The 25,724-nt window shown below is 59.8% G+C and carries 27 protein-coding genes; 7 read left to right on the forward strand and 20 right to left on the reverse strand.

The features are described from left to right. Positions 1–119: 119 nt before the first annotated feature. The 7 genes from PL597_RS07330 to aztA all read right to left on the reverse strand — a co-directional run bounded on the left by PL597_RS07330 (position 120) and on the right by aztA (position 6,950). Complete coding sequence (locus PL597_RS07330; RefSeq protein WP_271364861.1) at positions 120–1,379, reverse strand: ABC transporter substrate-binding protein; 1,260 nt, start codon at positions 1,377–1,379, stop codon at positions 120–122. A 36-nt stretch (positions 1,380–1,415) separates the two neighbouring features. Beyond that, entirely contained in the window at positions 1,416–2,588 is a 1,173-nt protein-coding gene (locus PL597_RS07335) for a PLP-dependent transferase (RefSeq protein WP_271364862.1), read from the reverse strand. Further along, the gene (locus tag PL597_RS07340) at positions 2,585–3,277 is read right to left on the reverse strand and encodes a FadR/GntR family transcriptional regulator (protein WP_048902873.1); all 693 of its coding nucleotides are present in this window, start codon (positions 3,275–3,277) and stop codon (positions 2,585–2,587) included. Before PL597_RS07340 ends, PL597_RS07335 begins: the two co-directional genes overlap by 4 nt. A 282-nt stretch (positions 3,278–3,559) precedes the next feature. Next, on the reverse strand, positions 3,560–4,033 hold the full coding sequence (locus PL597_RS07345) for a ribonuclease H family protein (RefSeq protein ID WP_077984231.1): 474 nt from the start codon (positions 4,031–4,033) through the stop codon (positions 3,560–3,562). 170 nt (positions 4,034–4,203) lie between these two features. Next, on the reverse strand, positions 4,204–5,229 hold the full coding sequence (gene aztC / locus PL597_RS07350; RefSeq protein WP_271364863.1) for a zinc ABC transporter substrate-binding protein AztC: 1,026 nt from the start codon (positions 5,227–5,229) through the stop codon (positions 4,204–4,206). 28 nt (positions 5,230–5,257) lie between these two features. Beyond that, positions 5,258–6,124 carry a zinc ABC transporter permease AztB gene (gene aztB, locus PL597_RS07355; protein WP_077984362.1) on the reverse strand — a complete coding sequence of 289 codons (867 nt, stop codon included), beginning with the start codon at positions 6,122–6,124 and terminating at the stop codon, positions 5,258–5,260. Then, on the reverse strand, positions 6,117–6,950 hold the full coding sequence (gene aztA / locus PL597_RS07360; RefSeq protein WP_269824094.1) for a zinc ABC transporter ATP-binding protein AztA: 834 nt from the start codon (positions 6,948–6,950) through the stop codon (positions 6,117–6,119). Before aztA ends, aztB begins: the two co-directional genes overlap by 8 nt. A gap of 296 nt (positions 6,951–7,246) precedes the next feature. Here aztA and zigA point away from each other — a divergent pair, with 296 nt between their 5' ends. Next, on the forward strand, positions 7,247–8,452 hold the full coding sequence (zigA, locus tag PL597_RS07365; protein ID WP_137411714.1) for a zinc metallochaperone GTPase ZigA: 1,206 nt from the start codon (positions 7,247–7,249) through the stop codon (positions 8,450–8,452). A gap of 93 nt (positions 8,453–8,545) precedes the next feature. Here the strand turns inward: zigA and PL597_RS07370 are convergent, their stop codons facing one another. The 3 genes from PL597_RS07370 to PL597_RS07380 all read right to left on the reverse strand — a co-directional run bounded on the left by PL597_RS07370 (position 8,546) and on the right by PL597_RS07380 (position 10,462). Next, entirely contained in the window at positions 8,546–8,983 is a 438-nt protein-coding gene (locus tag PL597_RS07370) for a YqaA family protein (protein ID WP_269824095.1), read from the reverse strand. A gap of 97 nt (positions 8,984–9,080) precedes the next feature. Then, entirely contained in the window at positions 9,081–9,350 is a 270-nt protein-coding gene (locus tag PL597_RS07375; RefSeq protein ID WP_077984236.1) for a hypothetical protein, read from the reverse strand. Next, positions 9,347–10,462 (reverse strand): CobW family GTP-binding protein, encoded by a 1,116-nt coding sequence (locus PL597_RS07380; protein ID WP_271364864.1) that lies wholly within the window; start codon positions 10,460–10,462, stop codon positions 9,347–9,349. The genes PL597_RS07375 and PL597_RS07380 overlap by 4 nt, the downstream gene beginning before the upstream one ends. Positions 10,463–10,523: 61 nt before the next feature. Here PL597_RS07380 and PL597_RS07385 point away from each other — a divergent pair, with 61 nt between their 5' ends. From PL597_RS07385 to PL597_RS07405, 5 genes are all read left to right on the forward strand, one after another. After that, the gene (locus tag PL597_RS07385; protein ID WP_271364865.1) at positions 10,524–10,754 is read left to right on the forward strand and encodes a hypothetical protein; all 231 of its coding nucleotides are present in this window, start codon (positions 10,524–10,526) and stop codon (positions 10,752–10,754) included. Positions 10,755–10,790: 36 nt separating this feature from the next. After that, positions 10,791–12,101, forward strand: coding sequence for a sn-glycerol-3-phosphate ABC transporter substrate-binding protein UgpB (gene ugpB, locus PL597_RS07390; RefSeq protein WP_271364916.1), 1,311 nt, complete (start codon positions 10,791–10,793; stop codon positions 12,099–12,101). A gap of 69 nt (positions 12,102–12,170) precedes the next feature. Then, on the forward strand, positions 12,171–13,052 hold the full coding sequence (ugpA, locus tag PL597_RS07395) for a sn-glycerol-3-phosphate ABC transporter permease UgpA (protein WP_271364866.1): 882 nt from the start codon (positions 12,171–12,173) through the stop codon (positions 13,050–13,052). 9 nt (positions 13,053–13,061) lie between these two features. Further along, the gene (gene ugpE / locus PL597_RS07400; protein WP_077984239.1) at positions 13,062–13,910 is read left to right on the forward strand and encodes a sn-glycerol-3-phosphate ABC transporter permease UgpE; all 849 of its coding nucleotides are present in this window, start codon (positions 13,062–13,064) and stop codon (positions 13,908–13,910) included. Continuing rightward, on the forward strand, positions 13,910–14,971 hold the full coding sequence (locus PL597_RS07405) for a sn-glycerol-3-phosphate import ATP-binding protein UgpC (protein WP_269824098.1): 1,062 nt from the start codon (positions 13,910–13,912) through the stop codon (positions 14,969–14,971). Before ugpE ends, PL597_RS07405 begins: the two co-directional genes overlap by 1 nt. A gap of 71 nt (positions 14,972–15,042) precedes the next feature. Here PL597_RS07405 and PL597_RS07410 read toward each other — a convergent pair whose 3' ends face one another. The 7 genes from PL597_RS07410 to odc2 form a co-directional block, all read right to left on the reverse strand. After that, entirely contained in the window at positions 15,043–15,486 is a 444-nt protein-coding gene (locus PL597_RS07410) for a glyoxalase superfamily protein (protein WP_077984241.1), read from the reverse strand. Between the two features lie 209 nt (positions 15,487–15,695). Further along, positions 15,696–16,394, reverse strand: a complete 699-nt coding sequence (locus PL597_RS07415; protein WP_077984242.1) for an OmpW/AlkL family protein — start codon at positions 16,392–16,394, stop codon at positions 15,696–15,698. A 64-nt stretch (positions 16,395–16,458) separates the two neighbouring features. Beyond that, a complete protein-coding gene (locus tag PL597_RS07420; protein WP_131829426.1) occupies positions 16,459–16,674 on the reverse strand; it encodes a hypothetical protein in 216 nt (71 codons plus the stop codon). Between the two features lie 31 nt (positions 16,675–16,705). After that, positions 16,706–18,001, reverse strand: coding sequence for an MFS transporter (locus PL597_RS07425; protein WP_149147541.1), 1,296 nt, complete (start codon positions 17,999–18,001; stop codon positions 16,706–16,708). Between the two features lie 89 nt (positions 18,002–18,090). Next, positions 18,091–18,492: a MarR family winged helix-turn-helix transcriptional regulator gene (locus PL597_RS07430; protein WP_173990613.1), complete on the reverse strand. Its 402-nt coding sequence runs from the start codon at positions 18,490–18,492 to the stop codon at positions 18,091–18,093. 143 nt (positions 18,493–18,635) lie between these two features. Further along, a complete protein-coding gene (locus PL597_RS07435; RefSeq protein ID WP_173990614.1) occupies positions 18,636–19,205 on the reverse strand; it encodes a GNAT family N-acetyltransferase in 570 nt (189 codons plus the stop codon). A gap of 250 nt (positions 19,206–19,455) precedes the next feature. After that, entirely contained in the window at positions 19,456–20,589 is a 1,134-nt protein-coding gene (odc2, locus tag PL597_RS07440) for an ornithine/lysine decarboxylase (RefSeq protein WP_080796126.1), read from the reverse strand. Positions 20,590–21,126: 537 nt separating this feature from the next. Between odc2 and PL597_RS07445 the strand changes: the two genes are divergently transcribed. After that, the gene (locus PL597_RS07445; RefSeq protein WP_271364867.1) at positions 21,127–22,020 is read left to right on the forward strand and encodes a LysR family transcriptional regulator; all 894 of its coding nucleotides are present in this window, start codon (positions 21,127–21,129) and stop codon (positions 22,018–22,020) included. 56 nt (positions 22,021–22,076) lie between these two features. Here PL597_RS07445 and PL597_RS07450 read toward each other — a convergent pair whose 3' ends face one another. From PL597_RS07450 to PL597_RS07460, 3 genes are all read right to left on the reverse strand, one after another. After that, the gene (locus PL597_RS07450) at positions 22,077–23,030 is read right to left on the reverse strand and encodes a substrate-binding domain-containing protein (protein WP_077984249.1); all 954 of its coding nucleotides are present in this window, start codon (positions 23,028–23,030) and stop codon (positions 22,077–22,079) included. A 71-nt stretch (positions 23,031–23,101) separates the two neighbouring features. Then, positions 23,102–24,103, reverse strand: a complete 1,002-nt coding sequence (locus tag PL597_RS07455) for an ABC transporter permease (RefSeq protein WP_077984250.1) — start codon at positions 24,101–24,103, stop codon at positions 23,102–23,104. Positions 24,104–24,153: 50 nt separating this feature from the next. Beyond that, a complete protein-coding gene (locus PL597_RS07460) occupies positions 24,154–25,677 on the reverse strand; it encodes a sugar ABC transporter ATP-binding protein (protein ID WP_137411705.1) in 1,524 nt (507 codons plus the stop codon). Positions 25,678–25,724 lie beyond the last annotated feature (47 nt).

Here is a 25,724-nt window from a genome sequence, read left to right on the forward strand (position 1 = left end):
ACGGGTTTTCCAGCCTCTCGGCTCACCGATCCGAAAAATTGCAAGAAAAAGCCTGTCGCAGCGAAGGTCGGCAAGACCCGCCGCACGGGCATTTGCGCCCGCACGGCTGGTGCGTGTCGTTACTTCGAGGCGAGGAACTTCTGCTGCGCCTTCGTCATGTAATCCGCCCATTGCTTGGCGAGGTCTTCCGGCGTGATGTCGCCGAGCAGCGCTTCCTGAGAGGTCTTGATCACGAGCGAGTCCTTGAAGAAGGCGAATTCCTCAAGATAGGTCGGCATCGTCGTCGGCACGGCGTTCTTGTCCGCCAGTTCGTCGAACCAGCCCTTGAACTGCTCGCTGGCATAGAAGGGGTCCTTCTCCGCCGACTTGTGCACCGGCAGCGCGCCCGTCTTCTTGTTCCACTCGATATTGCCTTCCGGTCCCTCAAGCGTCTCGATCAGCTTCCAGGAAAGGTCCTTGTTTTCAGACTTCGCCATCATCGACCAGCCGGCGAAACCAATAGTCGGGAAGGTCTTGCCATCGGGTCCCTTCGGCATGGTCATGACGCCGAAATCTTCCGGCTTCATGCGCTGGGCAATGGCGATCAGCGCATCCGGATCCTGATCGAGGAAGGCGCAGGTGCCGGAATAAAAACCGGCGACGATCTCGTTAAAGCCCCAGTTGACGCTGTCCTTCGGCGCCAGGCCGTTCTTGTAAAGATCGATCACATAGGTCAGGCCCTTCACCCAGCCGGGGCTATCGAATGTGGAAGTGCCGTCCTTGGTGAAGAACTCGTTCGAGCCAGCCATGGACGCGCCGAACATGACCCAGCCGTTAAGGCCGCCAGGGCCGCCGCGCAGGCAATAGCCATATTTACCGGGAAGGGCTGCCACTTTCTTCGAGGCGTCGGCGAATTCGTCGAGCGTCTTCGGCGGCTCCTTCACGCCGGCTTCGGCCAGCAGCTTCTTGTTGTAGAACATGGCGCGCAGATAAAAGCCGTAGGGCAGCATATAGGCGGTATTCTTCACATCGCGGCCGAGTTCGAGCGTGCGCTCGCTCAAGCCCGCCGTGTGTTCCCACTTGGCGAGGTAGGGCTCAAGGCTCTCCAGCATGCCGTTATTGGCATAAAGCGACAACCAGGTATCAGGCATTTCCATCACATCGGGAATATCGCCCGCGGAAACCATGGTGGCGAATTTCTGGAAGGCCTCGCTCCACGGCAGCGAGATGATCTCTACCTTGGTGCCGGGATTGGCCGCTTCGAATTTCGAGACGATGCCCTTCAGCGTTTCGGTGCGTTCCGGGCTGGTGATGACTTCCACCAGTTTCAAGGTCGTGTCCGCCAGCGCCGTTCCGGTCATCAGGGCGGTGAAGATTGCTGCTGCTACCAGTTTTTTCATGTCGTTCTCCCCTTTTTGTGGTCAGTTTAAAAAACGTCAGGCGGCGGAGGCCGCCTTGATCGCGGGTTCGAGATCGTCCCAGAGCGCTTCCGTGCCCTCCAGCCCAACATGCAGGCGCACGGAGCGTGCGCTGATGCCGAAGGTGTGGGCGGAGTTTGGTTGCGCCTTCTGTTCGAGCACCACTTCGCCCGGAACGATCAGGCTTTCATGCCCGCCCCAGGAAACACCCAATTTGAAAAGCTTGAGCCGGTCGGCAAAAGCGCGCACATCAACCCCTTCCTTGAAAATGAAGGAAAACAGGCCCGACGTGCCGTTAAGGCCGGGCGGCAGGCGGTTCGCCAGCCCGGGATGGCAGACCTTCTCCACCACATCCAGCGCCTGCAGGCGGCTAGCGATATCCAAAGCCGAGGCCTGATGCGCCTTCATGCGCAGCGGCAGGGTGCGAAGTCCGCGAATGAGCAACCATGCATCGAAGGGGGACATCTTGCCGCCGAGATAGGGATAGGTTTCCGCCCGGATGCGGTCGATCATCGCCTTCGAACCGGCAACCACGCCGGACACCACATCGCTATGGCCGCCGAGATATTTCGAGGCCGAATGCACGACCAAATCGACGCCAAGCGAAATCGGCTGCTGGAAAACGGGGCTTGCCCAGGAATTGTCGATGACGGTGACCGCGCCATGACGCTTGCCTATGGCAGCGAGCGCACCGACATCATGGGCTTCCATCACCCAGCTTGTCGGGCTTTCCATGTAGAACAGCTTGGCGCCTGGCATCGCCTTTTCAACCGCCGCCTCATCGCGACCATCAACGTAGGTCACCTCGATATTCATGCGCTGCATGAAGGTGCCGAACAGGCGGAAGGCATCGGGATAGACATGGCGCACCGCGACGATGCGGTCGCCGGGCGAAACGAAGGAAAGCACGGTGGAGGAAATGGCAGACATGCCGCTCGCAAAACCGAGCGCATCTTCCGCCCTTTCGAGCTTCGCCAGCATTTCCTCGAACAGCCGCACGGTGGGATTGAGCCCGCGCGTATAGACCGGCCGCACCTTTTCGCCGCGATAGGTGGAGACCATCTCGTCATAGCTGGAAAAGGTGAAAAGCGAGGTCTGCACGATGGGCGGCACCACGGCGTCGAAGGCGTGGGCTTCGTCATGGGCGACGATCAAAGAGGCGGGATCGAACAGATCGTTGCCATGGTTCATTTCGACATGTCCTTGATATCCTCCTCGACGACGGCGAGGATTTTCAGTGTTTCTTCACGGGCAGTCTCCGCATCGCCCGCAGCGATCGCGTTGAACAGGGTGCGGTGAAAGGGAAAGGAGCGACCGGCGAAATCCGGGCGGTCGAACGGTTTCGACCAGAAACGTTCGAAACCTTCGCGCATCTGCTCCAGAAGCTGCTTGAACAGCGTATTGTGGGTGGCGTCGTAGATCGACAGATGGAAGGCAAGGTCGGCTTTACCGGAGGTGCCTTCGGCCAGATGCACCCGCTCCATCTCATCGAGCCGCGCTTCCATGGTGGCGATATCGTCTGCCGTGCGGCGACGAGCGGCGGCCATGGAGGCCTCCACTTCGATGCCGCGTCGTACTTCCAGCGTCATCAGCAGCGCGTCGCGCAGGCTTTCGGCATCGATGGAGATCGGCATATGCACGGTGGCGGCGGAAATCGGTTTCAGGAGGTAGTTCCCGCTGCCCTTTCGGCTGTCGATCACACCGAGCGCCTGAAACTTGCGGATGACTTCGCGGATGGTGGACCGCCCCACGCCCAGCGCCGCCATAAGTTCCCGCTCCGCCGGCAGCCGATCTCCCGCCTTCAGTCCAGCCCGCTCCACATAGTCGGAAAGCGCAGCCTCGACCTGGCGCACACGGTCGCTCGGCGGAATCGGCTGCATGAGTTCCCGGCTGGACCTGTCCAAAACGTATCCCCTAAATTGGTCTGACATCTTACCATTTCAAAAGGTAAAAGGAATGTCAACGGGCAAGGGACGCTGTACGCTCCTCTCAGCAAAATCTCGTATGCTGCTGAAAAAATAGAAATAATGAAATGCCCAATGTGTCTCTTGGGTTATTGGTGCAGCAAAAAAGTAACTGCGCGATCCCTCGATATCGAAAAGTCAGAGTGCGGGCTTGAAGGGAATCGATTATGCCGCATCACGACGACTGAGAGCCGCCGATTAAGCCGTCTTCACGCGAGCCACCTGACGCGCCAATGCGTCGGCATGCTCATTGCCGACAGTGCCGGAATGCCCCTTGCACCATTCTACGGCCACATGGGGATGCTGCTCGAGCAACGTGTCGAGCTGCTGCCAGATTTCCCTGTCAGGGATCGGTCTTCGGCGGCTACGCTGGTTGGGCGTGATGCGCGTCCAGCCATTGTTGCGCCAGATCGCTCGATACCGCCGACAGCCCTCAATGACATGAACTGCATCCGTCCAGAGCGTGACTGCCCGCGTTGGCGCCTCAGCGGCGATCCACAACATGGCATTCAGGACGGCGAGGACCTCGAACGTATTGTTGGATGTGCCGGCCGCCTTGCCCGAGGCCGAATGGATTTGGTCGGCTGTTTCATAAACGACGAACGCCCATCCTCCGGAACGGGAGGCATCATCGAAGGAGCCGTCGGTGAAAATGTGAAGCGCATCGGACATGACAGGTTGTGTAGTACCCAATCGGAAACCACTAAAGCAACACGCCATTTGAGAAGGTTTCTTCGGTGCCAATAGCGTTTCCCCCTCGCAGGCAGCCAAAAAGCGCGGGCAGAAAAGCAGAAAGGGCGGCGCAAGCCGCCCTCCCCGAATCCACAACGAAAGAGCTGAACTTACTGGCCGAGAACCGCCGCCGTGATCGTCTGCATATTGTGATTGATCATGTCGATATAGGTCGAAGCCGGGCCATCGGCAGTCGAAAGCGCGTCGGAGTAGAGCCTGCCACCAACCTTGAGACCGGTTTCGCTGGCGATCTGGTCGATCAGCCGCTTGTCGGTAATGTTCTCGACGAAGATCGCCGAGGCCTTGTCATGTTTTACCTGGTCAACGAGCTTGGCGACATCGGCGGCCGAGGCTTCTGATTCTGTTGATACGCCTTCGGGCGCAAGGAAATTCAGACCATAGGCATGCTCGAAATAACCGAAGGCGTCATGCGAAGTAATGATGACGCGTTTTTCCGGCGGGATGGCGGCGATCTCGGTCTTCACCTTCTCGTTCAGCGCGGCAAGCTTGGCGATATAGGCGTCCGAATTGGCGGTGTAGGTGGCGCAACCGGCCTTGTCGACTTCGCAAAATGCGCCGGCAATGTTCTTCACGTAGATTTCCGCGTTCTTGATCGATTGCCAGGCATGTGGATCGTATTCGCCGTGATGGTGATGCCCCTCATGGCCGTGGTCGTGATCATGGGCCTCGGCGGTCTCATGGCTGTGGCCTGCTTCTTCGGCCTTATGGTCGTGGCCATCCTCTTCCTCGGCTTCCGGATGGGCGTGACCAGCCGGCTCTTCAGAAAGCTTGAGCGGCTCCACACCCTTGGTCAGTTCCACCACCGGCGCCTTGGTGCCGCTGGTGTCGATCAGCCGCTTCAGGAAGCCTTCAAATTCCAGACCGTTGACCAGCACCACATCCGCCTTGCTGACGGCGACGGCATCGGCCGGGCGGGGTTCATAAACGTGGGCGTCACCATCCGGCCCCACCAACGTGGTGATCTCCACGCGGTCACCGCCGACGTTTTTAGCAAAATCGGCGATGATCGAGAAGCTCGCCACGACCTTGAGTTCGGCGGCGGACGCCTGCGCCATCAGGACCGGGGAGAGGGAAAGAAGGCTGACGCCAGTGGCGAGACGGAGGGTTTTGAACATGAAGGTTCTCCTTTTTCGAACGCTGTTTTCAGGCCGTCCTGTGACGGCCGGAACCGAGAAGATCGCTGAGCACGCCGCGCGTGCCGACGAGGATGGAGAGGGCGTAAATGACGCCCGCGGAAAGGATGATCGCCGGGCCGGACGGCAGCGATGCGTGATAGGAAAGGAGCAGGCCCGCAAAGCAGGACACCATGCCGATGCCGATGGAAATGAAGCACATTGGTGCGACACGGTTCGACCAGAAGCGGCTGGCGGCGGCGGGCAGCATCATCAGCCCGACCGAGAGCAGCGTTCCCAGCGCCTGAAAGCCGCCGACGAGATTGAGCACAACGATGGCAAGGAAGAGGAAATGCACCGGGCTGCCCCAGTTGCTGACCGAGCGCAGAAACAGGGGATCGAGACATTCCGCCAGCAGCGCCCGCCAGAAGGTGATCATCACCACCAACGTTACGATGCAGATGCTGCCGATCAGGCCGAGCGCCTCATTGTTCAGCGCCAGCACCGTGCCGAACAGCACATGCATGAGATCGACGCTGGAACCGCGCCATGAGACGAGCAGCACGCCGAGCGCAAGCGAGATGAGATAAAGGGCGGCAAGGGAAGCGTCTTCCTTCTGGATGGTGAAGCGTGACACCGCGCCGGCGCCGAGCGCGACCAGAAGGCCGACAGCCAGCCCGCCGATGGTCATGGGCAGGATTTCCAGCCCGTAGAACAGAAACCCGACCGCCGCCCCCGGCAGGATGGCGTGAGACATGGCGTCGCCCGTCAGGCTCATGCGGCGCAGCATCAGAAACACCCCGACCGGGCCGCAGCTGATGGCAAGGATCAGCGCACCGGCGAGCGCCCGCTGCATGAAGACATATTGGACGAAGGGTTGGATGAAGATATCAGCCATGGGCACTCGAATTCGCGTGTGAGTGGTCATCGGAATGGGAACGGGCGGTGGCCGCGTGCGGACTTGCCCCGACGATCTGCAGCGAAGGTGCTTCGGCCGGATCGCACCAGGGCGCATTTTCCTCCCACGCCTCGTGAAAATGCCGCGCCTGCCGGATGTTCTCGGACTTCAACACCTCGGCCGTAGGACCCAGCCCGACGAGCTTTCGGGCGAGGAACAGGGTCTCTGGAAAATGCTGCCGCACGAGCTGGAAGTCATGAAGGACCGCCAGCACCGTGCGCCCCTCGGCCACCCATGACTTGATCAGGACCATAAGGTCGGCAACAGTCTTCTCATCGACGGCGTTGAAGGGTTCGTCGAGCAGGATCAGCTGCGCATCCTGCAACATCGCGCGCGCAAACAAGGCACGCTGCATCTGGCCACCGGACAGTGAGTCTATATTTCGCTTTTCAAAACCGGAAAGCCCAACCGCCTCCATCACGCGGCCCATCGCCGCCCGGTCTTCGGAACGGTGGCGGCCAAAAAGGCCGCGTTTCGGCCAGAGACCAAGCGCCACCAGGTCCCGCACCTGCGCCGGAAAGGAGCGGTCGAGTTCCGATTGCTGCGGCAGATAAGCGACGGACAGATTTGGGCTTAACCGGCATTCCCCGCCGAGCGGTTTCAAAATGCCGGCAATGCCTTTCATCAGCGTCGATTTTCCAGAGCCATTGGCGCCGACCACCGCAGTGAGCGAGCCTTTGGCGATATCGCCATTCAGATGATGCACGGCCGCGCGGCCGGCATATCCAAGCGTCAGGTTTTTGAAGGTGAGGCACGGATCGCTCATCGATCCCTCCAAGGCAGGATGTCATTCGATGGCCCTTGATATGTAATGTTATTACATTCGTCAAACGAATACGTAATGAAATAACATTAACTATCGGAAAGATGCGTTGCGCTTCGCATAAGTCACAGCCCCCGCATAGCGGGGCACTTTTTTTCTGTCGCCCGTTGACAGGTGGACGATGTGTAATGTTATTACGTTACACCACAAAGACGGGGTAGCACCGAACCCGTCGTTTTCAGATCGTCCGCGTGGTCGCCATGAGGTGCACGCGAGCGTTGCCAAAGAACGAGGTCCTTATGTCGCACAAACTTCCCGTCACCGTACTTTCCGGCTTTCTGGGCGCCGGCAAGACGACGCTCCTCAACCATATTCTCGCCAATCGCGATGGTCTGCGTGTGGCGTTGATCGTCAATGACATGAGCGAGATCAATATCGACGCCGCGCTGGTGCGCGATGGCGGCGCCAATCTCTCCCGCACGGAGGAGCAATTGGTGGAAATGACCAATGGCTGCATCTGTTGCACGCTGCGCGACGACCTCCTGAAGGAGGTGCGGGCGCTGGCCGAACAGGGTCGTTTCGATTACCTGCTGATCGAATCCACCGGCATCGCCGAGCCGCTTCCGGTCGCTGCGACCTTCGATTTTCGCGACGAAAACGGCCGCAGCCTTTCCGATGTTGCGCGTCTCGACACCATGGTGACGGTGGTGGATGCCGCCAATCTTCTCAACGATTACGGTTCGTCCGATTTTCTGGCCGACCGGGGTGAAACGGCAGGCGATGGCGACAACCGCACCATCGTCGATCTCCTGGTGGAGCAGATCGAATTTGCCGATGTCGTCGTCCTCAACAAGATCGGCACCGCGACGCCGGAGGAGCGGGACGCCGCCCGCAAGATCATCGTCGGGCTGAACCCGGATGCAAAACTCATCGAGGCCGATTTCGGCAAGGTGGCGTTGAAGGAGGTTCTGGGCACCGGCCGTTTCGATTTCGCCAGGGCGGAAGAACACCCCCTATGGTTCAAGGAATTGCACGGCTTCAAGGACCACATTCCCGAAACCGAGGAATATGGCATCCGCTCCTTTGTTTACCGCGCCAAAAAACCCTTCGACCCTGTGCTGTTCCAGCGCTTCATCGACCGCGCCTGGCCAGGCGTGGTGCGCGCCAAGGGCTTCTTCTGGCTGGCGACGCGTCCGCGTTATGTCGGCGAGATCAGCCAGGCCGGTGCGTTGGTGCGTACCGGCAAGATGGGCCTGTGGTGGTCCGCCGTGCCGAAAGAGCAATGGCCGCGCGAGAAGCAGTTCCTCGATATGATGAAGCCCTATCTCGATCCGGTCTTCGGTGACCGCCGGCAGGAAATCGTCTTCATCGGCTCCGATCCGATGAACGAGGCACGCATCCGCGCGCAGCTCGACGCCTGCCTGATCGATACCGAGGCATTCACACCGGATGCATGGCGGCACCTGCCCGATCCTTTCGCAAGCTGGGACCGGCAGGCGGCTTGATCGTTCCTCGCCCTTATTTTAGCCGGGCGTATGCGCCTTTCGTCTTCTCCCCGCCGGGGAGAAGAAACAGGCCGCCCCGTTTCTTGCGAAACACTACAGAAAATTCAGCGTCACCAGCGCCAGAACGAGATAACGCCCAACCTTGGCGACGGTGACAAGCAGCAGAAACACTGGCAGCGGTTCCTTCATGATCCCGGCGGCAACCGTCAGCGGATCGCCGATCAGCGGCGCCCAGCTGAGCAGCAGGGACCATTTGCCATAGTGCCGATACCAGTTCTGGGCGCGCTCCAGCGCCGCCTCACCGACCGGAAACCAGCGTTCATGCCGAAAGCGCTCGATGCCGCGGCCGAGCAGCCAGTTCGCAAAGGAGCCGGCGACATTGCCGGCGCTGGCCACGACGACCAGCAGCCAGACGGGCTGTGATTTCAGAAGGATGAGGCCGGCCAATGCGGCCTCCGACTGCATGGGTAGAATGGTCGCTGCTATGAACGCCGTCAGGAACAAACCCGCATATACCGCCAGATCGGCCATTGCCCGCCCTTCATCCTCGACGAATCCCGTCGCTGCCCCTGAAGTGGCGGATGAGGGCGGCGGCGGTCAAGCGCATCTTGAGCCTGAAAACGGGTTCTCAAGCCGAATTCGCGGCGATGGCGCGCACGATATCGTCATGATCCACGGCGAGAAGCGCCTTGTGGATGGATAGTTGCCGGCTTGTGCCGGAAGCCGACAGAATGACGATCACCGTTTCGCGCGGCGGGCAATCCGGCAGGGCGCAGGAAAGCTCGGTGACTGTAATAATGTCTTCGGGGTGGAGATGCAGCAAATCGCGGGACCATTGCTTCACAAGACGGGCCTGCGAGACGATTGCGGAGCCGCTGCGCGCAAGCGGATTGTTCATGCCCTGCCCTTTCGCCCCGCCTGCGCGGCCAATGTCTCGAAGAGAGCGCGGATCGGCTGCTGCGGCATCTCCATGCCGATCAGCACGATGCGCGTGCCACGATTGCCATCCGGCCAGCGCTCCAGGCGGGTCAATGGATAAAGCCGATGCTGCACCGCATGGGCGATAACCGGCCGCTCCGGATCATCCGTCGCGCCGAAAATTCCCTTGAGTCGCAGCAGGCCGGAATGCACATTGCTGGTGACGAGCTCCAGAAAAGTGACAATCGCTTGCGGATCAAAAGCGCCGTCAAAGGTAAGATCGAAAGCCTCGACCCCGACGCCATGGCGGTTGATATCGTGCTGGTGGGCGGCATGAAGGCTCAGCCTGTCGGCCGCAAGCCATCCCGGCGCATCCTCCGGCTTGCCGCGCAGCGAATAATCCGAGGCTGAAAACAACGACATCAGATCGAAATCGACCGCATTGCGGTCATGAAACGAGGCCGCAGGATTGAGATCGGCGAGGCTTTCGCGGTCCACGGCTGCAGCATCGACAAGATCGGTTTTCGTCAGGACGATATGATCGGCAAAGGCAAGCTGTTTCCAGCCTTCGATAAAGCTGTCGAGCATCGCAGGGCCGGAGACAACGTCGAAAGCCGTGACCACGCCGGAAAGATGAAAATGCCGCGCCACGATGTGATCGCGCAGGCCAAGCGCCGGCGTTCCGCCAGCGATCAGGCTGTTGATGATAGGTGCGGGATCGGCAAGGCCGGTGGTTTCGATGACGACCCGCGATACTTCCGGCATCACCCCTTCCAGAAAGGCCTGATGCAGCTCGTAAAGCGAAGTGCGAATATCGCTGGTGGCGGTGCAGCAGATGCAGCCCGTTGTCGTTCTGAAATATCGCTCAGACCCAGTCCGCACCAGACCGTGATCAATGGGAACTGCGCCGAATTCATTGACGATGACCGCGGCGTCGCGCATGGCCGGCTCAGTCAGAAGCGCATTCAGCAACGTCGTCTTGCCTGCGCCCAGAAAACCCGTCAGCAGGGTAACCGGCACTGTGCGGGCAGGTGGCGCGACGGCCGAATCGTCCCTGGGACCGACCGCATTCTTCCGCTTCATTCCGAACATATCCGCACCTTCACCATCCAAAATTCGCCGCACCATAGTACGTAATGTAATAACATATCAATTGCGATTATTTGATTTCTGGCGCGCGCTAAACCAGCGCCAGCGCGTCGCCAACGGGCAGGCGCATGAAAAAACCACGGAACGAAGAAAATGGAATAATAAAACCGTTTCCTTCACTTTCGTTTTAATCGTTCCACGTTCTCTTGCATTTTCATTAGAGTTCGCTTTTAATCAGATCGCTAATGCAGAAAAGATCGCCCGCAGCCGGATCACGGAGGAACGACTGCAATAAGGGTCTGTATCTTTTACTGTTTTCATAACGGGAGGAATCACCTTGAAAAAACTCAGCTACCGCCTTGCTGCGGCATCCGCGCTTTCGTTTTTCGTCACATCGAATGCTTTCGCTGCGACGGAGATTCAGTGGTGGCACGCCATGACCGGCGCGAATAACGAGGTCGTGGATACGCTTGCGAAAGAATTCAACGACAGCCAGAAAGAATACAAGATCACACCGGTCTTCAAGGGTACTTACCCGGAAACGCTGAATGCCGGGATTGCAGCGTTCCGCGCCAAGCAGCCGCCGGCAATCATTCAGGTCTTCGATGCCGGTTCGGGCGTGATGATGGGGGCCGCCGGCGCCATCAAGCCCGTTGCGGACGTCCTGAAGGAAGGGGGATACACCTTCAACAAGGATGAATATCTGGCCGGCATCGTGGCCTATTATTCCAAGCCCGACGGCACCATGCTGTCCTTCCCCTACAATTCGTCCTCGCCGATCCTCTATTACAACAAGGATATCTTCCAGAAAGCCGGCCTCGACGCCGACAACCCGCCGAAGACGTGGCCGGAAGTTTTCGAAGCCGCCAAGAAGATCAAGACCAGCGGCGCCGCCCAATGCGGTTTCACCTCCACCTGGCTCACCTGGATCCAGACCGAGAACTTCGCTGCCTGGAACAACGTCTCCTATGGCAGCAATGAAAACGGTCTTGGTGGCACGGATGTGAAACTTGCGGTCAACGCGCCGCTCTTCGTCGAGCATTTCCAGGCGATTGCAGACCTCGCGAAGGACGGCACTTTCCGTTATGGCGGCCGCACTTCAGAAGCCAAGCAGCTGTTCATGTCCGGCGAATGCGGCATCCTGACCGAATCCTCCGGCGGCCTTGGCGATATCGTCAAGACCGGCATGAATTACGGCATCGGCCAGCTTCCTTATTATGAGGGCCATGGTCCGCAGAACACCATTCCCGGTGGCGCCAGCCTCTGGGTCTTCGGCGGCAAAAGCGAGGCCGAATATAAGGGCGTGGCGGAGTTCTTCCACTTCCTCTCCCAGACCAAGATTCAGGCGCGCCTGCATCAGGTCTCCGGTTACATGCCGGTGACGATCGCGGCCTATGAGGAAACCAAGAAATCCGGATTTTATGACAAGAACCCCGCCCGTGAAACGCCGCTGCTGCAGATGATGGGTAAGCCGCCGACAGAAAACTCCAAGGGCGTGCGTCTCGTGAACCTGCCACAGGTGCGCGATATCATGAATGAAGAGTTCGAGGCGATGCTGGCCGGCAAGCAGGACGCGAAAGCCGCCCTCGACAAGATCGTGGAGCGCGGTGACGCCGCCATCAAGCAGGCCGCCGGCAACTAAACGATCCCCTGCCCCGCCCGCATCCTCAACAGGGTGCGGGCGGCATTCCCATCTCATCAGGAGATCGCCGTGCAAAGCGTCGTATTCCCCAACAAAATCCTGCCCTATCTGCTGGTCGCGCCGCAGATCATCCTCACGGTGATCTTTTTCTTCTGGCCGGCAAGCCAGGCGCTTTACCAATCGACCATGCGCGAGGACGCCTTCGGGCTGAACAGCAATTTCGTCGGTCTGGCGAATTTTTCCGCCGTGCTTTCAGACGAAAACTATCTGAACTCGCTGCAGGTCACGATCATCTTCAGCATCCTGACCGCGCTCGTCTCCATGGGGCTGGCGCTGCTTCTGGCGACGGCTGCCGACCGCGTTGTGCGCGGCAAGGGCTTTTATCGCACCATGATGATCATGCCCTATGCCGTCGCTCCTGCGGTTGCCGGCATGTTGTGGCTCTTCATGTTCAACCCGGCCATGGGCACCTTCTCCTATATCCTGCGCCGTAACGGCATCATGTGGGACCCGCTGCTCAACGGCGACCAGGCCATGCTGCTCGTCGTCGCGGCTGCCGCCTGGAAGCAGATCAGTTACAATTTCCTGTTTTTTGTCGCAGGCTTGCAGGCAATTCCTAAATCACTGCTGGAAGCGGCCTCCATTGATGGCGCGCGCGGTTCGCGGCGCTTCTGGACCATCGTTTTCCCGCTGCTAGCACCGACCACCTTCTTCCTTTTGGTCGTCAACACGGTCTACGCCTTCTTCGATACCTTCGGCATCATCCATGCCGTCACCGGTGGCGGCCCTGCCAAGGCGACGGAAACACTGGTCTACAAAGTCTACAATGATGGCTTCGTGAACCTCAATCTCGGCTCTTCCGCCGCGCAATCCGTGATCCTGATGGTGATCGTCATAGCGCTCACTGCCTTCCAGTTCCGCTTCGTCGAGAAGCGCGTGCATTACGGCTGAGGATTTCCCATGATTGAAAATCGCCCGGTCGCCCGTGTGGTCGCCCATCTGATGCTGGTACTCGGCATCATCATCGTGGCCTTCCCGATCTATTACACCTTCGTCGCCTCCTCCATGACGTCGACGGATATCATCCGCCCGCCCATGTCGCTCCTGCCCGGTGATCATCTTGGCGCCAATTACGCCGAGGCCATGGTTGGCGGTGTCGAAAGAGTGGTCGGTGTGAGCCTCGAACGGCTGTTGTTCAACAGCTTCGTCGTGGCGCTCGCCATCGCCATCGGCAAGATCGTTATTTCGTTCCTGTCGGCCTTCGCCATCGTGTTTTTCCGCTTTCCCTTCCGCATGGGCTTTTTCTGGATGATCTTCATCACGCTCATGCTGCCGGTGGAAGTGCGTATCCTGCCGACCTACAAGGTCATCGTCGATCTTGGGCTGATCGACACCTATGCGGGGCTTACGCTGCCGCTGATGGCATCTGCGACGGCAACCTTCCTGTTCCGGCAGTTCTTCCTGACCATTCCCGGCGAGCTGGTCGAGGCGGCGCGTATCGACAATGCAGGGCCGTTCCGCTTCATGCGGGATATCCTGCTGCCGCTGTCGAGAACCAATATCGCCGCTCTGTTCGTGATCCTGTTCATCTATGGCTGGACCCAATATCTCTGGCCGCTGCTCGTGACCAACGACGCCAAGATGAACACGATCATCATCGGCCTCAAGCGCATGGTGGATTTTACCGACGCTTCGACGCCCTGGAATTATGTGATGGTGACGGCGATCCTCGCCATCATCCCCCCGATTATCGTTGTGGTGCTGATGCAGCGCTGGTTCGTCAAAGGTTTGGTGGAGACCGAAAAGTAATGGCAAAAATTGCGCTGAAAGACGTCCGCAAGGTTTATGGCGGCAATGTCGAGGCCATCAAGGGCGTGTCGATGGACATCGCCGACGGCGAAATGATCGTCCTGGTCGGCCCCTCCGGCTGTGGAAAATCTACCCTGCTGCGCATGATCGCCGGTCTGGAAGGTATTTCCGGCGGCCAGATCGTCATCGGCGACCGGGTCGTCAACGATCTCGAGCCCTCCGACCGCGATATCGCCATGGTGTTCCAGAACTATGCGCTTTATCCGCATATGACGGTGCGCCAAAACCTTGCCTATGGCCTGAAGAACCGCAATACGCCGAAGGAGGAGATCGAACGGCGAATTACCGAGGCGGCAAAGGCGCTAGAGATTGAACAGTTCCTGGAGCGCAAACCGCGCCAGCTTTCCGGCGGCCAGCGCCAGCGTGTGGCCATGGGCCGCGCCATCGTGCGCAAGCCGGCAGCCTTCCTATTCGACGAGCCGCTGTCCAACCTCGATGCCAAGCTGCGTGTGCAGATGCGCGTGGAAATCCGCCGCCTGCAACGCTCGCTCGCCACGACAAGCGTTTATGTCACCCATGACCAGATGGAGGCGATGACGCTGGCCGACCGGCTGGTGGTGCTAAATGCCGGCCGTATCGAGCAGATGGGCACGCCGATTGAGCTCTACGAAAAACCGGCCACCACCTTCGTCGCCACCTTTATCGGCTCGCCTTCCATGAACCTGCTGAACCATGACGCGACATCGGCAAACGGCTCTTCCGGCTGGTCGGTGCAGGGAACCCCGGCACTGCCGCAGGGCGTCGCCACGCTCGGCATCCGCCCCGAAGATATTACTCTCGCCGATGAAGCCCCCGCAGATGCCGCCTTCACCGGAACCGTGCAGGTGGACGCCGTGGAGCTGGTGGGCGCGGAAAGCTACGTGCACGGCTCCTTCGCTGACGGCACCACCATCGTTTTCCGCGTTCACGGCCGCTCGCAACTGCGCATCGGCGAAACGCTGAAGATAGCCGCACAGGCAAAGGATTTTCACCTGTTCGATGCGGCGGGGAAGAGAATCTAAACTTGCCTACGAAAAGGGACACCCGCCAGTCGGCGGGTGCTCGCACTATCGCTAGAATCTCCGCCAGCTCCTTACCAGACGAGTTCCACTTGCGGCCGGCCATTGGAGGTTTTCTCCACGGTGCGACCGGACGTATCGACATTGCAATGAACGCGCTGCCGGAAAGCGGAAAAGCTTTCGAAAGTCACCACATCCACGGGATCATCGAGATGCAGGGTCAGCCGGTAGCGTTCGGGATCGCCGCCGAGCGCCTGCACACCCAGAACGGAAGCCACGAAGGGTTGGCCGAGGTAAAAACCTTCCACCCTTGACCCCAGAAGATAGGGGTTGAAGGCGGGGCGGTTGCCGGCCGATGCGTGGAGGGTGTTCCAGTCGCGGAAGCCATATTGCGCGGCGATGAGTTCCAGCGCTTTCGAATGGGTGATTGCTTGCCCCTGATCCTCAAGGGCGGCGCGCAGGCGTTTTGCCTGTTCTTTCAGCCCCTCAAGCGCGGGAAGCGGTTTGGACACGTTCATAACGGTTCTCCAACATGCGCATGCCGACTATTCCGAAGGGGGTCCGCGTTGCCATCGACGACATGCAAAACATGGGATGACCGTTATTGAAGAAAGAGCTTCACCAAGGGCGTAAACACCTGCGGACGGCCGGGGCTCTTACGCCCGTGGCCGTCCCTATAACTCAGAAAGCGTCGCCCGTCAAAGGCAGCGCTCAGCCGATCCCGTGATCAGAAGCGATAGGTGATACCCGCGCCGATCAGCCAGGGATCGAGCTTGGCCTTGCCGCTGATCGGCGTGCCACCCAGTTCGGCGGTCCAGTCGGTCTTGAGGAAGATTTTCTTCACGTCGAAGTTCACGCCCCAATGCTCGTCCAGCATATAATCGAAACCGACCTGTACGGCTGCACCAAGCTTGTTCTTGACGTCGAGATTGCTGAAACCGGGCTTTTCCGTCTGGTTATAGAACAGCGAATAGTTCACGCCCGCGCCGATATAGGGCTTGAAAGCGCCGAAATCGGTGAAGTGATATTGCAGCGTCAGCGTCGGCGGCAGCAACCACGTCTTGCCGACAGGCGTGCCGGCGAGCACGCCCTCGCCATTGATCTTGGCGTAGGTGGTGCCGAGGATGAGTTCGGCCGCAAAGTTTTCGGTGAAGAAATAGCTGATGTCGAGTTCCGGGATCACGGTGTCCGAATAGGACAGGCCCGCGCCCGGCACGCCATCGACGCTGCCGCTGTCATGGGTGATGACGCCGAGGCCGCGCACGCGCAGCATCCACGGGCTTGCCGCCGCAATCGCCTCTTCGGCGGTGGGGGTCGGCGCTGCCTGGGCCAGATCGGCAGCCATGGCATTGGCGGATACCAGCATGGCCGCAACACCAGCAGCGACACTGGCAAACAAGGCGGTTTTTTTGTTTCTGTTCGTCATTCCATCTCTCCTATAGCGCACCGCAGCCGGGCAAGTCCCCGGAACCGGCTGATGACGGCGGGCTTTAGCGAATCTTCGCCCGCCGCAACCGCTTCGGAACCACTATGACGAAGGGGAAGGCAGGCCGATTGAGATGGATCAAACCGGGACGCCGATCATGGATCGGAACGATCAACCGGCAAACATTGTGACAATTACGCAACAAGCGCCGTCCAGCGATCGAAAAGCGGATGCACAACGCGCCCGGCAGATACCGGAAAAATACAAAAAAGGCCTGCATTTGCAGGCCTCCTTCCAGTGCATCATCTCTATCACGCGGCCTGGGGCGTCAGGGTTGCGGAGCCCGGCTTGCGCAGAAGCAGAACCGAGACGGCCGCGATCATGCACATCAGACCGGCAATCTGCAGTGCGGGCATATAGGTATCGAAATCGCTCTTGAAGAACCCGGCGCCAAAGGCGGCGGTGGCGGCTCCCAACTGATGGCCGGCAAACACCCAGCCGAAAACGAGACCGGCCTTTTCACGGCCGAAATTCTCGGCGGCAAGTTTCACCGTCGGCGGTACGGTCGCCACCCAATCCAGCCCATAAAAGACGGCGAAGACCGAAAGCTCCACGAAGCTGAACCCCGAGAATGAGAGATAAAGCAGGGACAGGCCACGCAGACCGTAGAACCAGAACAGCAGGAAGCGATTATCGAACCGGTCGGAAAGCCAGCCGGCGAAGATGGTGCCGAAGAAATCGAAAATACCGATTACCGCCAGCGTACCCGCCGCCGTCACCGCGGCCATGCCGAAATCGCCGCAGATCGAAATCCAGTGGGTCTGGATGAGACCGTTGGTCGAAAGCCCGCAGACAAAGAAAGTGCCGAAAAGCACCCAGAACACCGGGTTGCCCGATACGCTCTTCAAGGTCACCAGCGGCGATGCCAGTGTGGCGAGGAGATTGTGATCCTGCTTGACCGGTTTTGCCACCGCTGTCTCGCCATAGGCCGGCAGGCCGACATCGGCAGGATGGTCACGCATCAAAAGCAGCACGAGGACCATCGCGGTTGCGATCACCGCAACGGAAAGGGTCAAAGCGGTTCGCCAGCCGTAGGCTTCCGTCAACGCCGCCAGCAGCGGCAGGAAAACCAGCTGGCCGGTAGCGTTGCTCGCCGTCATGAGGCCGATCACCAGGCCGCGACGCTTGGAGAACCAGCGTGTCGCCACGGTGGCGCCCAATACCAGCGCGGTCATACCGGTGCCGACGCCGATCACCACGCCCCAGAGCAGCAGCAATTGCCATACCTCAGTCATGAAGAAAGAGGCGACAATGCCGCCCATGATCAGGGCAAGCGCGGTGGACACCACCTGCCGGACGCCGAAATGATTCATGAAGGCAGCGGCAAAAGGCCCGAGCAGACCAAAAAGCACCAGCCTGACGGCCATTGCGGAGGAAATATCGGCGATATCCCAGCCGAATTCCTGATGCAGCGGCTGGATCATCACCCCCGCGGACCCCATCGCACCGGCGGTGGCCAACATCGTCAGGAAGGTGGTTGCAGCAACGAGCCAGCCATAATGCAGATTTCTGCCGGCCATCCAGCTGGCAAGGCGTGTGGAGAGCATGTTCAATTTCCCTTTCCAGCCGCTGCGGCCGATAGTTTACGGGTATATACCCTGTATTGTGGGCAGATACCCGCTTACGTCCCCAAAAATCACAGGGCTGCGAGCAGTTCCTGTAATTGTGCTGTCTTCTCAGGCCCAAGCCGGGCCTCGATTTCATCCTGCACGCCATCCCAGAGCGGCGCGCCCGCTTTCAGGATCGCATGCCCTTCCCTCGTCACGGTCAGCATCGCTTCCCGCTGATCCTCGCCGTGACCGATGGCCACCAGACCCATGCGAGCCAGCACCTTGGCGTTGCGGCCGACTGTGGAACGATCCAGTTCCACCCGCGCGGCCAGATCGGTCAGCGAGACAGGCGCAGTGCGATTGATATTCCGCAACAGGCTGAACTGACCGATATTGACGCCAAGCGGCGCCAGGGCCTCGTCATAATAAGACGAAACCTTGCGGGATGCTTTGCGCAACAGAATGCAGTGGCAACTATCATTTGGCATTTGTCTCGGGTATATACCCGTAAATTTCTATGCGCAAGAGGCGACTGAAAACTATCGACGGGAAAGACCGCACGCTCGGATCACAGCGTAAAAACAAACCCCCGGTTTTAGGCCGGGGGTTGATATCAGTATCGGGCCTTATCTCAGGCAGAGAGCCTGCGGCCGCTTGCCACCAGCAGGCCGGCAACGCCATCAAGCCAGCCGGCTTTCAGCTCCAGCGCCAGGAAACGGCTGCGCTCGAACGGGCCGGGCATGATGAGGTGCTGGGCCTTGTCGGCGAAAAAGCCGAAGCGCTCGTAATAAGGTGCATCGCCCACCAGAAGAACGGCGCCGTGTCCACGCTTGGTTGCCTCGGCAATGGCAGCGCGCATCAGCGCCGAGCCGATGCCTTTCCCCTCATGGGCGGCATCGACGGCCAGCGGGCCGAGCAGCAGCGCTTCGACGGCGCGGCCTTCGCGCGAGATGCCGGCCTCGACGTTCCACAGGCGCACCGTGCCGATGACATGGCCGTCCTCATCGCGGGCGACGAGCGCCAAGCCTTCGGCCGGAACGCGGCCGGCGCGCAGCTTTTCGGAAGACTTGCGGCGGCGGCCTGCGCCCATGGCGCGGTCCAGCAGGTTCTCACGGGCGACGACATCGCCCGGATTTTCCTGATCGATATGAAATGTCTGCGGTGTGAAAAACGACCGTACCGAATTCAAAAGAGCGGCCATCCTTGGCCTCCCGTCACACTACCGCCCACACGCGGCCCTTGATGAAAATTGGTGGAGCCGTTCCGGCCCGCCGACACGCTTTCCTCGGCTGGAAGAGGTGCAGCAAGCAGGGATTTGCGCAACAGCACAATCGGCAGGGCCGGAACGGAAGCTTGGTCGAGACACCGCCCTTTTCAGCGGACGGCGCTCGGACTTTTTGACCTGCGCATCGGGTTTTCCGAAAACCGCGTTACACTTTTCGGCCCGATGCTTAGATGACGTAAGCCTTCAGCGGTTCGAAGCCGTTGAAGGCGACCGCCGAATAGGTGGTCGTATAGGCGCCCGTGCCTTCGATCAGAACTTCGTCGCCGATGGTCAGAGAGACCGGCAGCGGGTACATGTTCTTTTCATACAGCACATCGGCGCTGTCGCAGGTCGGGCCGGCCAGAACGCAGGGCTCCATCTCGTCCTGATCGCGCTCGGTGCGGATCGGGTAACGGATCGCCTCGTCCATCGTCTCGGCGAGACCGCCGAATTTGCCGATGTCGAGGAACACCCAGCGGTGGTTGTCATTGTCGGACTTCTTCGAGACAAGAACGACTTCCGCCTTGATGACGCCGGCATTGCCCACCATGCCGCGGCCCGGCTCGATGATCGTCTTCGGGATCTGGTTGCCGAAGTGCTTGCGCAGCGCCGTGTCGATCGCCTGGCCGTATTCTTCGGCAGCCGGAACGTCGCGCAGATACTTGGTCGGGAAACCGCCGCCCATATTGACCATCTGCAGGTGGATGCCCTGCTTGGCAAGCGACGCGAAGACGCGCTTGGCATCGGCCAGCGCCGCATCCCATGCGTCGAGATTCATCATCTGCGAACCGACATGGAAGGATACGCCATAGGATTCGAGACCGAGCTGATGGGCGTAAACGAGAACGTCGACAGCCATCTGCGGCACGCAGCCGAACTTGCGCGACAGCGGCCATTCCGCACCTTCGCCATCCGTCAGCACGCGGCAGAAGACGCGCGCGCCGGGAGCGGCGCGGGCAACCTTCTCGACTTCCTCATGGCTGTCCACGGCGAAGAGATCGATGCCGAGCGCATGGGCGCGTGCAACATCGCGTTCCTTCTTGATGGTGTTGCCGAAGGAGATACGGTCGGCCGTCGCACCGGCATCGAGCGCCATCTGGATTTCAGCCACGGAGGCGCAATCGAAGTTGGAGCCGAGCGAAGCGAGCAGCTTCAGGATTTCGGGAGCCGGGTTTGCCTTGACGGCATAGTAGATGGCGCTGTTCGGCAGGGAATGCCGGAAAGCGTTGAAATTGTCGCGCACGACGTCGAGATCAACCACGAGGCAAGGGCCTTCGGGACGTCGGGTCTTGATGAAGTCGAGAATGCGTGCAGTCGTCATCGATGTATTCCCTGTTAAACCGGCTTCGGAAAAATCCGAAGGACAAAGGACGCTCGAGATATGCATTCGAATCAGCCGGTGGAGGCGCAGAATCGATAGCATACGCTCAAGGCGCGAATGTGAACGACGCCCTGCCAGAGCATCATTCGGCTTTGTCTGCCATTGATTGGAGGGAATGACCCGACCGCACTTCAGGCAATGATGGTGTGCCTCTTTAGTACCCCGGCTGATGGAAAGCCGGCAGAGAACCAGAAAGGCCCGCACCGTCGTTGCTTCGTATGTCCTCGCATTTCCCGGTTGGCCGGAATAGCGACTGGAGGGGTTAGTTCCAGGTACCTTACCTAAATCCTCACCACATCGAGGACTCGGCGGACACACATGGGCACGTGCGACTTTGGGCAGCACGGGAGATAAGAATATTCGCAGTCATAATCAAGAGGATTTTTTCACCAAAGAGCGGATTTTTTCGGCAATGAATTAAGGGTTGAACAGTCCGTCCTCGCCGTTCAATTATATAGAACGAACCGGAGGATTTTCATGGACACGCTCACCCGCATCCGCGCCTTTATCGATGTCGTCGAAGCGGAGGGTTTTTCCGCCGCGGCGCGCAAGACAGGGCGATCCAAGGCGCTCCTGTCCAAATATGTGCGGGAACTGGAGGACGATCTCGGCGCGCTGCTCCTCAATCGCACCACCCGGCAGTTCTCGCTGACGGAGGCCGGGCACACCTATTACCGCACGGCTTCCGACATTTTGAAGGAGATCGATAACCTTGCCGATCTGGTGCGCGAGAAGAATGCCGATCTGAAGGGTAAGCTCAGGATTTCCGTTCCCCGCACCTTCATCGACGCCGATGTCGGCCAGAGCCTGATCGACTTCGCCAAGGAAAATCCGGAACTCTCGCTCGAAATCGTCGCGGAAGACCGATTCGTGGATCTGATCGAGGAGGGTTTCGATCTCGCGGTTCGGATAACCCGACTGGAGGACTCGGGCCTCATAGCCCGCAAGCTTTCCGATTTCCGGGTCTATGCGGTGGCGACGGCAGATTTCGTGGCGAAACACGGGCCACTCCATGGCCCGCAGGATTTCTCCCGCGTCCCCTTCATCATCGACACCAATACACGGTTTCACAATACGGTGCGGTATCTGGAGCCGGATGGCGGTTCGAACTCCGTCACCATCAGCGGACCGATCGAGGTCAACAGCCCGCAGGCGACGCTACGCGCCGCCCGTGCCGGGCTCGGCATCGCGCTCGTGCCGGATTTCATCGCCAGACCCTATATCCAGTCCGGCGAACTGGTGACGCTGTTCGACGATTATATTTCCAAGGACAGGGGTATCTATGCGGTCTATCCGCATCGCCGCTACCTGCCCGCCAAGGTGCGCAGCTTCGTGGACTATCTCTCGACCTGGTTCAGGAAGAACGGGTAGTCCGCAAAATGAAACGCCCGCCTTGCGGCGGGCGTCGGTACTAGCGGAAAATCAGATCAGAATGGCGAATCCGGGAAGTAGAACTGCTCGGCATTGTCCTTGGTGATCAGCGTCGCATCGAGGATATATTCACCCGCGACCGGCACCTGATCGTAGAAGTGCCCAGCGGTCAGTTGCATGGCTGTCGCCACCATTGCCGGCGGATAGAGTACGTCGACAGGCACCAGCTTGTCACCGTCCATCACCTTCTTGATCATGTCCTTGGAGCCGGCGCCCGCAACGATATACTGGATATCGGTGCGTTTCGCCTGCTGGATGGCTTCCAGCACGCCGATAGCCATGTCGTCATCCTGACACCAGACCACGTCGATCTTCTTGTATTTGGTCAGATAGTCCTGCATCACACGGAAGGCGTCGTCGCGGTTCCAGTTGCCGTACTGGCGGTCGAGAACCTTGACGTTCGACCCTGCGATGCCCTTGTCGAAACCATCCTGACGCTGCTGGTCGATCGGGATCGGCAGACCGCGAATGACCACGACTTCGGCATCCGGCGTCGTCTTCTTGATGTATTCGCCGGCCACCTGGCCAAGCGCGGGGTTGTTGCCGGCAACATAGAGATCGCGGATCGAATTGTCGTTGACACTCGGCGCGCGGTCGACCAGCGCGACGAAGGTGCCCTTGTCCTTGATCTCCTTGATGGCGTTGACCAGCGGATCGGGATCGGATGGCAGCACGACAAGCGCATCGAGCCCCTGCACGGCAAGATCCTGCAGCGCATTTGCCTGATTGGCGGCGTCCGGCGACGTCTTGACGATGACGTTGAGCCCCGGATGCTCCTGCATCAGCAGCTTCGCCACACGCTCGGCATGATAGACGACGCCCGCCGTCCAGCCATGATCGGCCGCTGGAATGGAAACGCCGATGGTGACCTTCTTGTCCTGCGCGTGAGCCGGACCCGCCAGCACCGCAGCCAGCGCGGCAAAGGCCACGCCGATGAATTTTCTACGCATAGTCTCTTTCCTCCCAAGACCGGGGCGTTCCTCCTTCGACCGCGCCTGCCCCACTGGCGCGGCGTGATACGTCACCTGCGGCTGAGCGAGCGCTGCACCAGCATGGCGATGATGATGATGGCCCCCTGAATGGCGCCGATCAGATATTCGCTGACGAAGTTCGACAGGATCATGATGTTGCCGACGATCTCCAGAATGAAGGCTCCGCAGATCGTCCCCCAGATGCGCCCTACCCCGCCTCTCAGCGCCGTGCCGCCGACGACGACGGCGGTGATGGCCTGCAACTCCCACAACATGCCTGTGGTGGCCGAAGTGGAAGCGAGGCGCGGCACGTAAAGCAGCACCGCAACAGCGACACACAGCCCCTGCACCACATAGGCGATGGTGCGCACCCGGGTGACCGAAATACCGGAATAACGCGCTACATCCTCACTGGAGCCGACGGCCGTCAAATGCCGGCCGTAACGGGTGCGATAGAGCACGAAGGCGGCGATTGCAGCGGTAACGAAGATGACGATGACCGGCACCGGCACGCCGAAGACATTGCCGAAATAGACCGGACGATAAAGCGTCTGGATTTCCGGATTGCGCAGCGTGATCGCCCCGCCCTGTGACAACCATGTGGTCAAGCCGCGATAGATGCCCATGGTGCCGAGCGTGGCGATAAAGGGCTCGATACGGCCGATGGTGGTGATGAGACCGTTCGTCAGCCCACAGGCAGCACCGATCGCGAGCGCCAGCGCCATGGCGGTGAGCAGCATTAAAAGCGGACTTGCGATGACGCCGCTATTCATGAACAGGATCATCAGGCTGGCGACGAATGCGACCATGGCGCCGACGGAAAGATCAAGCCCGCCCGATGTGATGACGTAAGTTGCGCCGAGCGCGATGATGGCGATGAAGGCGCTGCGCGTAGTGACGTTCAACAAATTGTCGATGCCGATGAAATTGGGATTGGCGATGGCGCCGAGAACCAGCAGCAGGGCCAGCGCCACGAACGGCGCGACGGCGCGCAGGTCCCAGTCCTTCGAGGTCTTCGGCGTTTTGCCGTTGTCAAATGCGGCCTCAGTCATATTTCCCCTCAGTCTCTTTTGTCAGGCCATGTTTCCCGGGACACGGGCGCTCAGGCGGGTTCCTGCGTATGAACACCCGTCGCCAGTGTCACGATGTCGTTCTCGGTCATGCGCTCACCCGTCACCTCACCGACGATCCGGCCCGACCGCATCACCAGAATGCGGTCGCAAATGCCGATCAGCTCCGGCATTTCCGAAGAAACCACGATGATCGAACGCCCCTCATCCGCAAGCCTGGCGATGAAGCGGTAAATTTGCTCCTTGGTGCCGATATCGATGCCGCGCGTCGGTTCGTCGATGATGACGATGGATGGATCGAGCAGCATCATCTTGGCCAGCAGAAGCTTCTGTTGGTTGCCGCCGGAAAGCTGGCCCGCCAGCAAATCCTTGCGGCCGGTGCGGATGTCGAAATCCCGGACCGCATCATCGAGCGCCGCCGTTTCCCGGCGGGTATCGATCTGAAACAGCCGGCTGAATTTCTTGAGCGCGGCAAGCGTGAGATTGACACGCAAATCCTTGGCGAGCAGCAGGCCCTTGCCCTTGCGGTCCTCGCTCAGATAAACGATTCCGGCCTTCAGGCTGTCTTCCGCCGTTGCGAAATGCACCGGCCTGCCGTGATGACGCACCGTTCCCCGACCGGCGCGCAGGCCGAGTATACCCTCCATAAGCTCCGTTCTGCCCGCGCCGACCAGACCGGCAAAACCGAGGATTTCGCCCCTGCCCAGGCTGAAACCGGCATCCTGAGCATAGGCCGGAACGGTAAAATGCTCCACCTGCAGAACCGGCTCGTGCTCTCCGCCGGCGACACGGTCCGGATAAAGCTTGGCGACGTCGCGCCCCACCATCAGACGCGCCATATCCGCAGGCTCCAGCGTCGATGCCGGATGGGAGGCGACCAGTCTGCCGTCTCGCAGAACCGTCACCCGGTCGGCGATCTCCTTCACCTCCGGCAGACGATGCGAAATATAAAGCACGGCCACGCCCTTCGCCCGGATGTCCCTGATGACATTCAGCAGCGCATCCGTTTCGATGGGGGTAAGGCTCGCCGTCGGCTCATCGAAAATGACCACCCGGTGCGGCACCAGCAGCACACGGGCGATCTGCACGAGTTGCCGCTGGGCAATCGACAGGCTGCCGACAATGGCGTCCGGATCGATCGTACCGCCAAGATCGGCGATCGCCTTGCGGGCGCCGGCGCGCATCGCGCGATCATCCACCGTCGGACCTTTGCATAATTCACGGCCGAGATAGATGTTCTGCGCCACCGTCAAATCCGGGGCCAGCAATATTTCCTGATGCACGAGGACGATGCCGCGATGTTCGGCGTCCACCGGTCCGGTGAGCGCAACGGCCTCGCCATCGATGCGGATTTCCCCGCCCGACGGCTTCTCATTGCCGGCAAGAAGCTTCATCAGCGTCGACTTGCCGGCGCCGTTCTCACCGATGATCGCGTGGACCTCGCCGGCCTGCACCGCAATCTCGATGTCCTTCAGAACCTGTACCGGACCGAAAGACTTCGATAGCCCAACCGTCCGGATCAAGGCCGGGTCTGGAGATTCGTCAGCAAAAGCCATGCGCCCTCACCGGTGTCCCGTAAGAACGGACGGCGCTTGTCCCTTAA

The sequence above is a fragment of the Agrobacterium sp. ST15.13.013 genome, from assembly GCF_027956525.1.
Classification (GTDB): domain Bacteria; phylum Pseudomonadota; class Alphaproteobacteria; order Rhizobiales; family Rhizobiaceae; genus Agrobacterium; species Agrobacterium salinitolerans.

Excerpts from the sequence above, each read along its gene's own strand:
- PL597_RS07330 (WP_271364861.1), bottom strand. The coding sequence starts at position 1,379 with ATGAAAAAACTGGTAGCAGCAGCAATCTTCACCGCCCTGATGACCGGA.
- PL597_RS07335 (WP_271364862.1), bottom strand. The coding sequence starts at position 2,588 with ATGAACCATGGCAACGATCTGTTCGATCCCGCCTCTTTGATCGTCGCC.
- PL597_RS07340 (WP_048902873.1), bottom strand. The coding sequence starts at position 3,277 with ATGCAGCCGATTCCGCCGAGCGACCGTGTGCGCCAGGTCGAGGCTGCG.
- PL597_RS07345 (WP_077984231.1), bottom strand. The coding sequence starts at position 4,033 with ATGTCCGATGCGCTTCACATTTTCACCGACGGCTCCTTCGATGATGCC.
- aztC (WP_271364863.1), bottom strand. The coding sequence starts at position 5,229 with ATGTTCAAAACCCTCCGTCTCGCCACTGGCGTCAGCCTTCTTTCCCTC.
- aztB (WP_077984362.1), bottom strand. The coding sequence starts at position 6,124 with ATGGCTGATATCTTCATCCAACCCTTCGTCCAATATGTCTTCATGCAG.
- aztA (WP_269824094.1), bottom strand. The coding sequence starts at position 6,950 with ATGAGCGATCCGTGCCTCACCTTCAAAAACCTGACGCTTGGATATGCC.
- zigA (WP_137411714.1), top strand. The coding sequence starts at position 7,247 with ATGTCGCACAAACTTCCCGTCACCGTACTTTCCGGCTTTCTGGGCGCC.
- PL597_RS07370 (WP_269824095.1), bottom strand. The coding sequence starts at position 8,983 with ATGGCCGATCTGGCGGTATATGCGGGTTTGTTCCTGACGGCGTTCATA.
- PL597_RS07375 (WP_077984236.1), bottom strand. The coding sequence starts at position 9,350 with ATGAACAATCCGCTTGCGCGCAGCGGCTCCGCAATCGTCTCGCAGGCC.
- PL597_RS07380 (WP_271364864.1), bottom strand. The coding sequence starts at position 10,462 with ATGTTCGGAATGAAGCGGAAGAATGCGGTCGGTCCCAGGGACGATTCG.
- ugpE (WP_077984239.1), top strand. The coding sequence starts at position 13,062 with ATGATTGAAAATCGCCCGGTCGCCCGTGTGGTCGCCCATCTGATGCTG.
- PL597_RS07405 (WP_269824098.1), top strand. The coding sequence starts at position 13,910 with ATGGCAAAAATTGCGCTGAAAGACGTCCGCAAGGTTTATGGCGGCAAT.
- PL597_RS07410 (WP_077984241.1), bottom strand. The coding sequence starts at position 15,486 with ATGAACGTGTCCAAACCGCTTCCCGCGCTTGAGGGGCTGAAAGAACAG.
- PL597_RS07415 (WP_077984242.1), bottom strand. The coding sequence starts at position 16,394 with ATGACGAACAGAAACAAAAAAACCGCCTTGTTTGCCAGTGTCGCTGCT.
- PL597_RS07420 (WP_131829426.1), bottom strand. The coding sequence starts at position 16,674 with ATGCAGGCCTTTTTTGTATTTTTCCGGTATCTGCCGGGCGCGTTGTGC.
- PL597_RS07425 (WP_149147541.1), bottom strand. The coding sequence starts at position 18,001 with ATGCTCTCCACACGCCTTGCCAGCTGGATGGCCGGCAGAAATCTGCAT.
- PL597_RS07430 (WP_173990613.1), bottom strand. The coding sequence starts at position 18,492 with ATGCCAAATGATAGTTGCCACTGCATTCTGTTGCGCAAAGCATCCCGC.
- PL597_RS07435 (WP_173990614.1), bottom strand. The coding sequence starts at position 19,205 with ATGGCCGCTCTTTTGAATTCGGTACGGTCGTTTTTCACACCGCAGACA.
- odc2 (WP_080796126.1), bottom strand. The coding sequence starts at position 20,589 with ATGACGACTGCACGCATTCTCGACTTCATCAAGACCCGACGTCCCGAA.
- PL597_RS07445 (WP_271364867.1), top strand. The coding sequence starts at position 21,127 with ATGGACACGCTCACCCGCATCCGCGCCTTTATCGATGTCGTCGAAGCG.
- PL597_RS07450 (WP_077984249.1), bottom strand. The coding sequence starts at position 23,030 with ATGCGTAGAAAATTCATCGGCGTGGCCTTTGCCGCGCTGGCTGCGGTG.
- PL597_RS07455 (WP_077984250.1), bottom strand. The coding sequence starts at position 24,103 with ATGACTGAGGCCGCATTTGACAACGGCAAAACGCCGAAGACCTCGAAG.
- PL597_RS07460 (WP_137411705.1), bottom strand. The coding sequence starts at position 25,677 with ATGGCTTTTGCTGACGAATCTCCAGACCCGGCCTTGATCCGGACGGTT.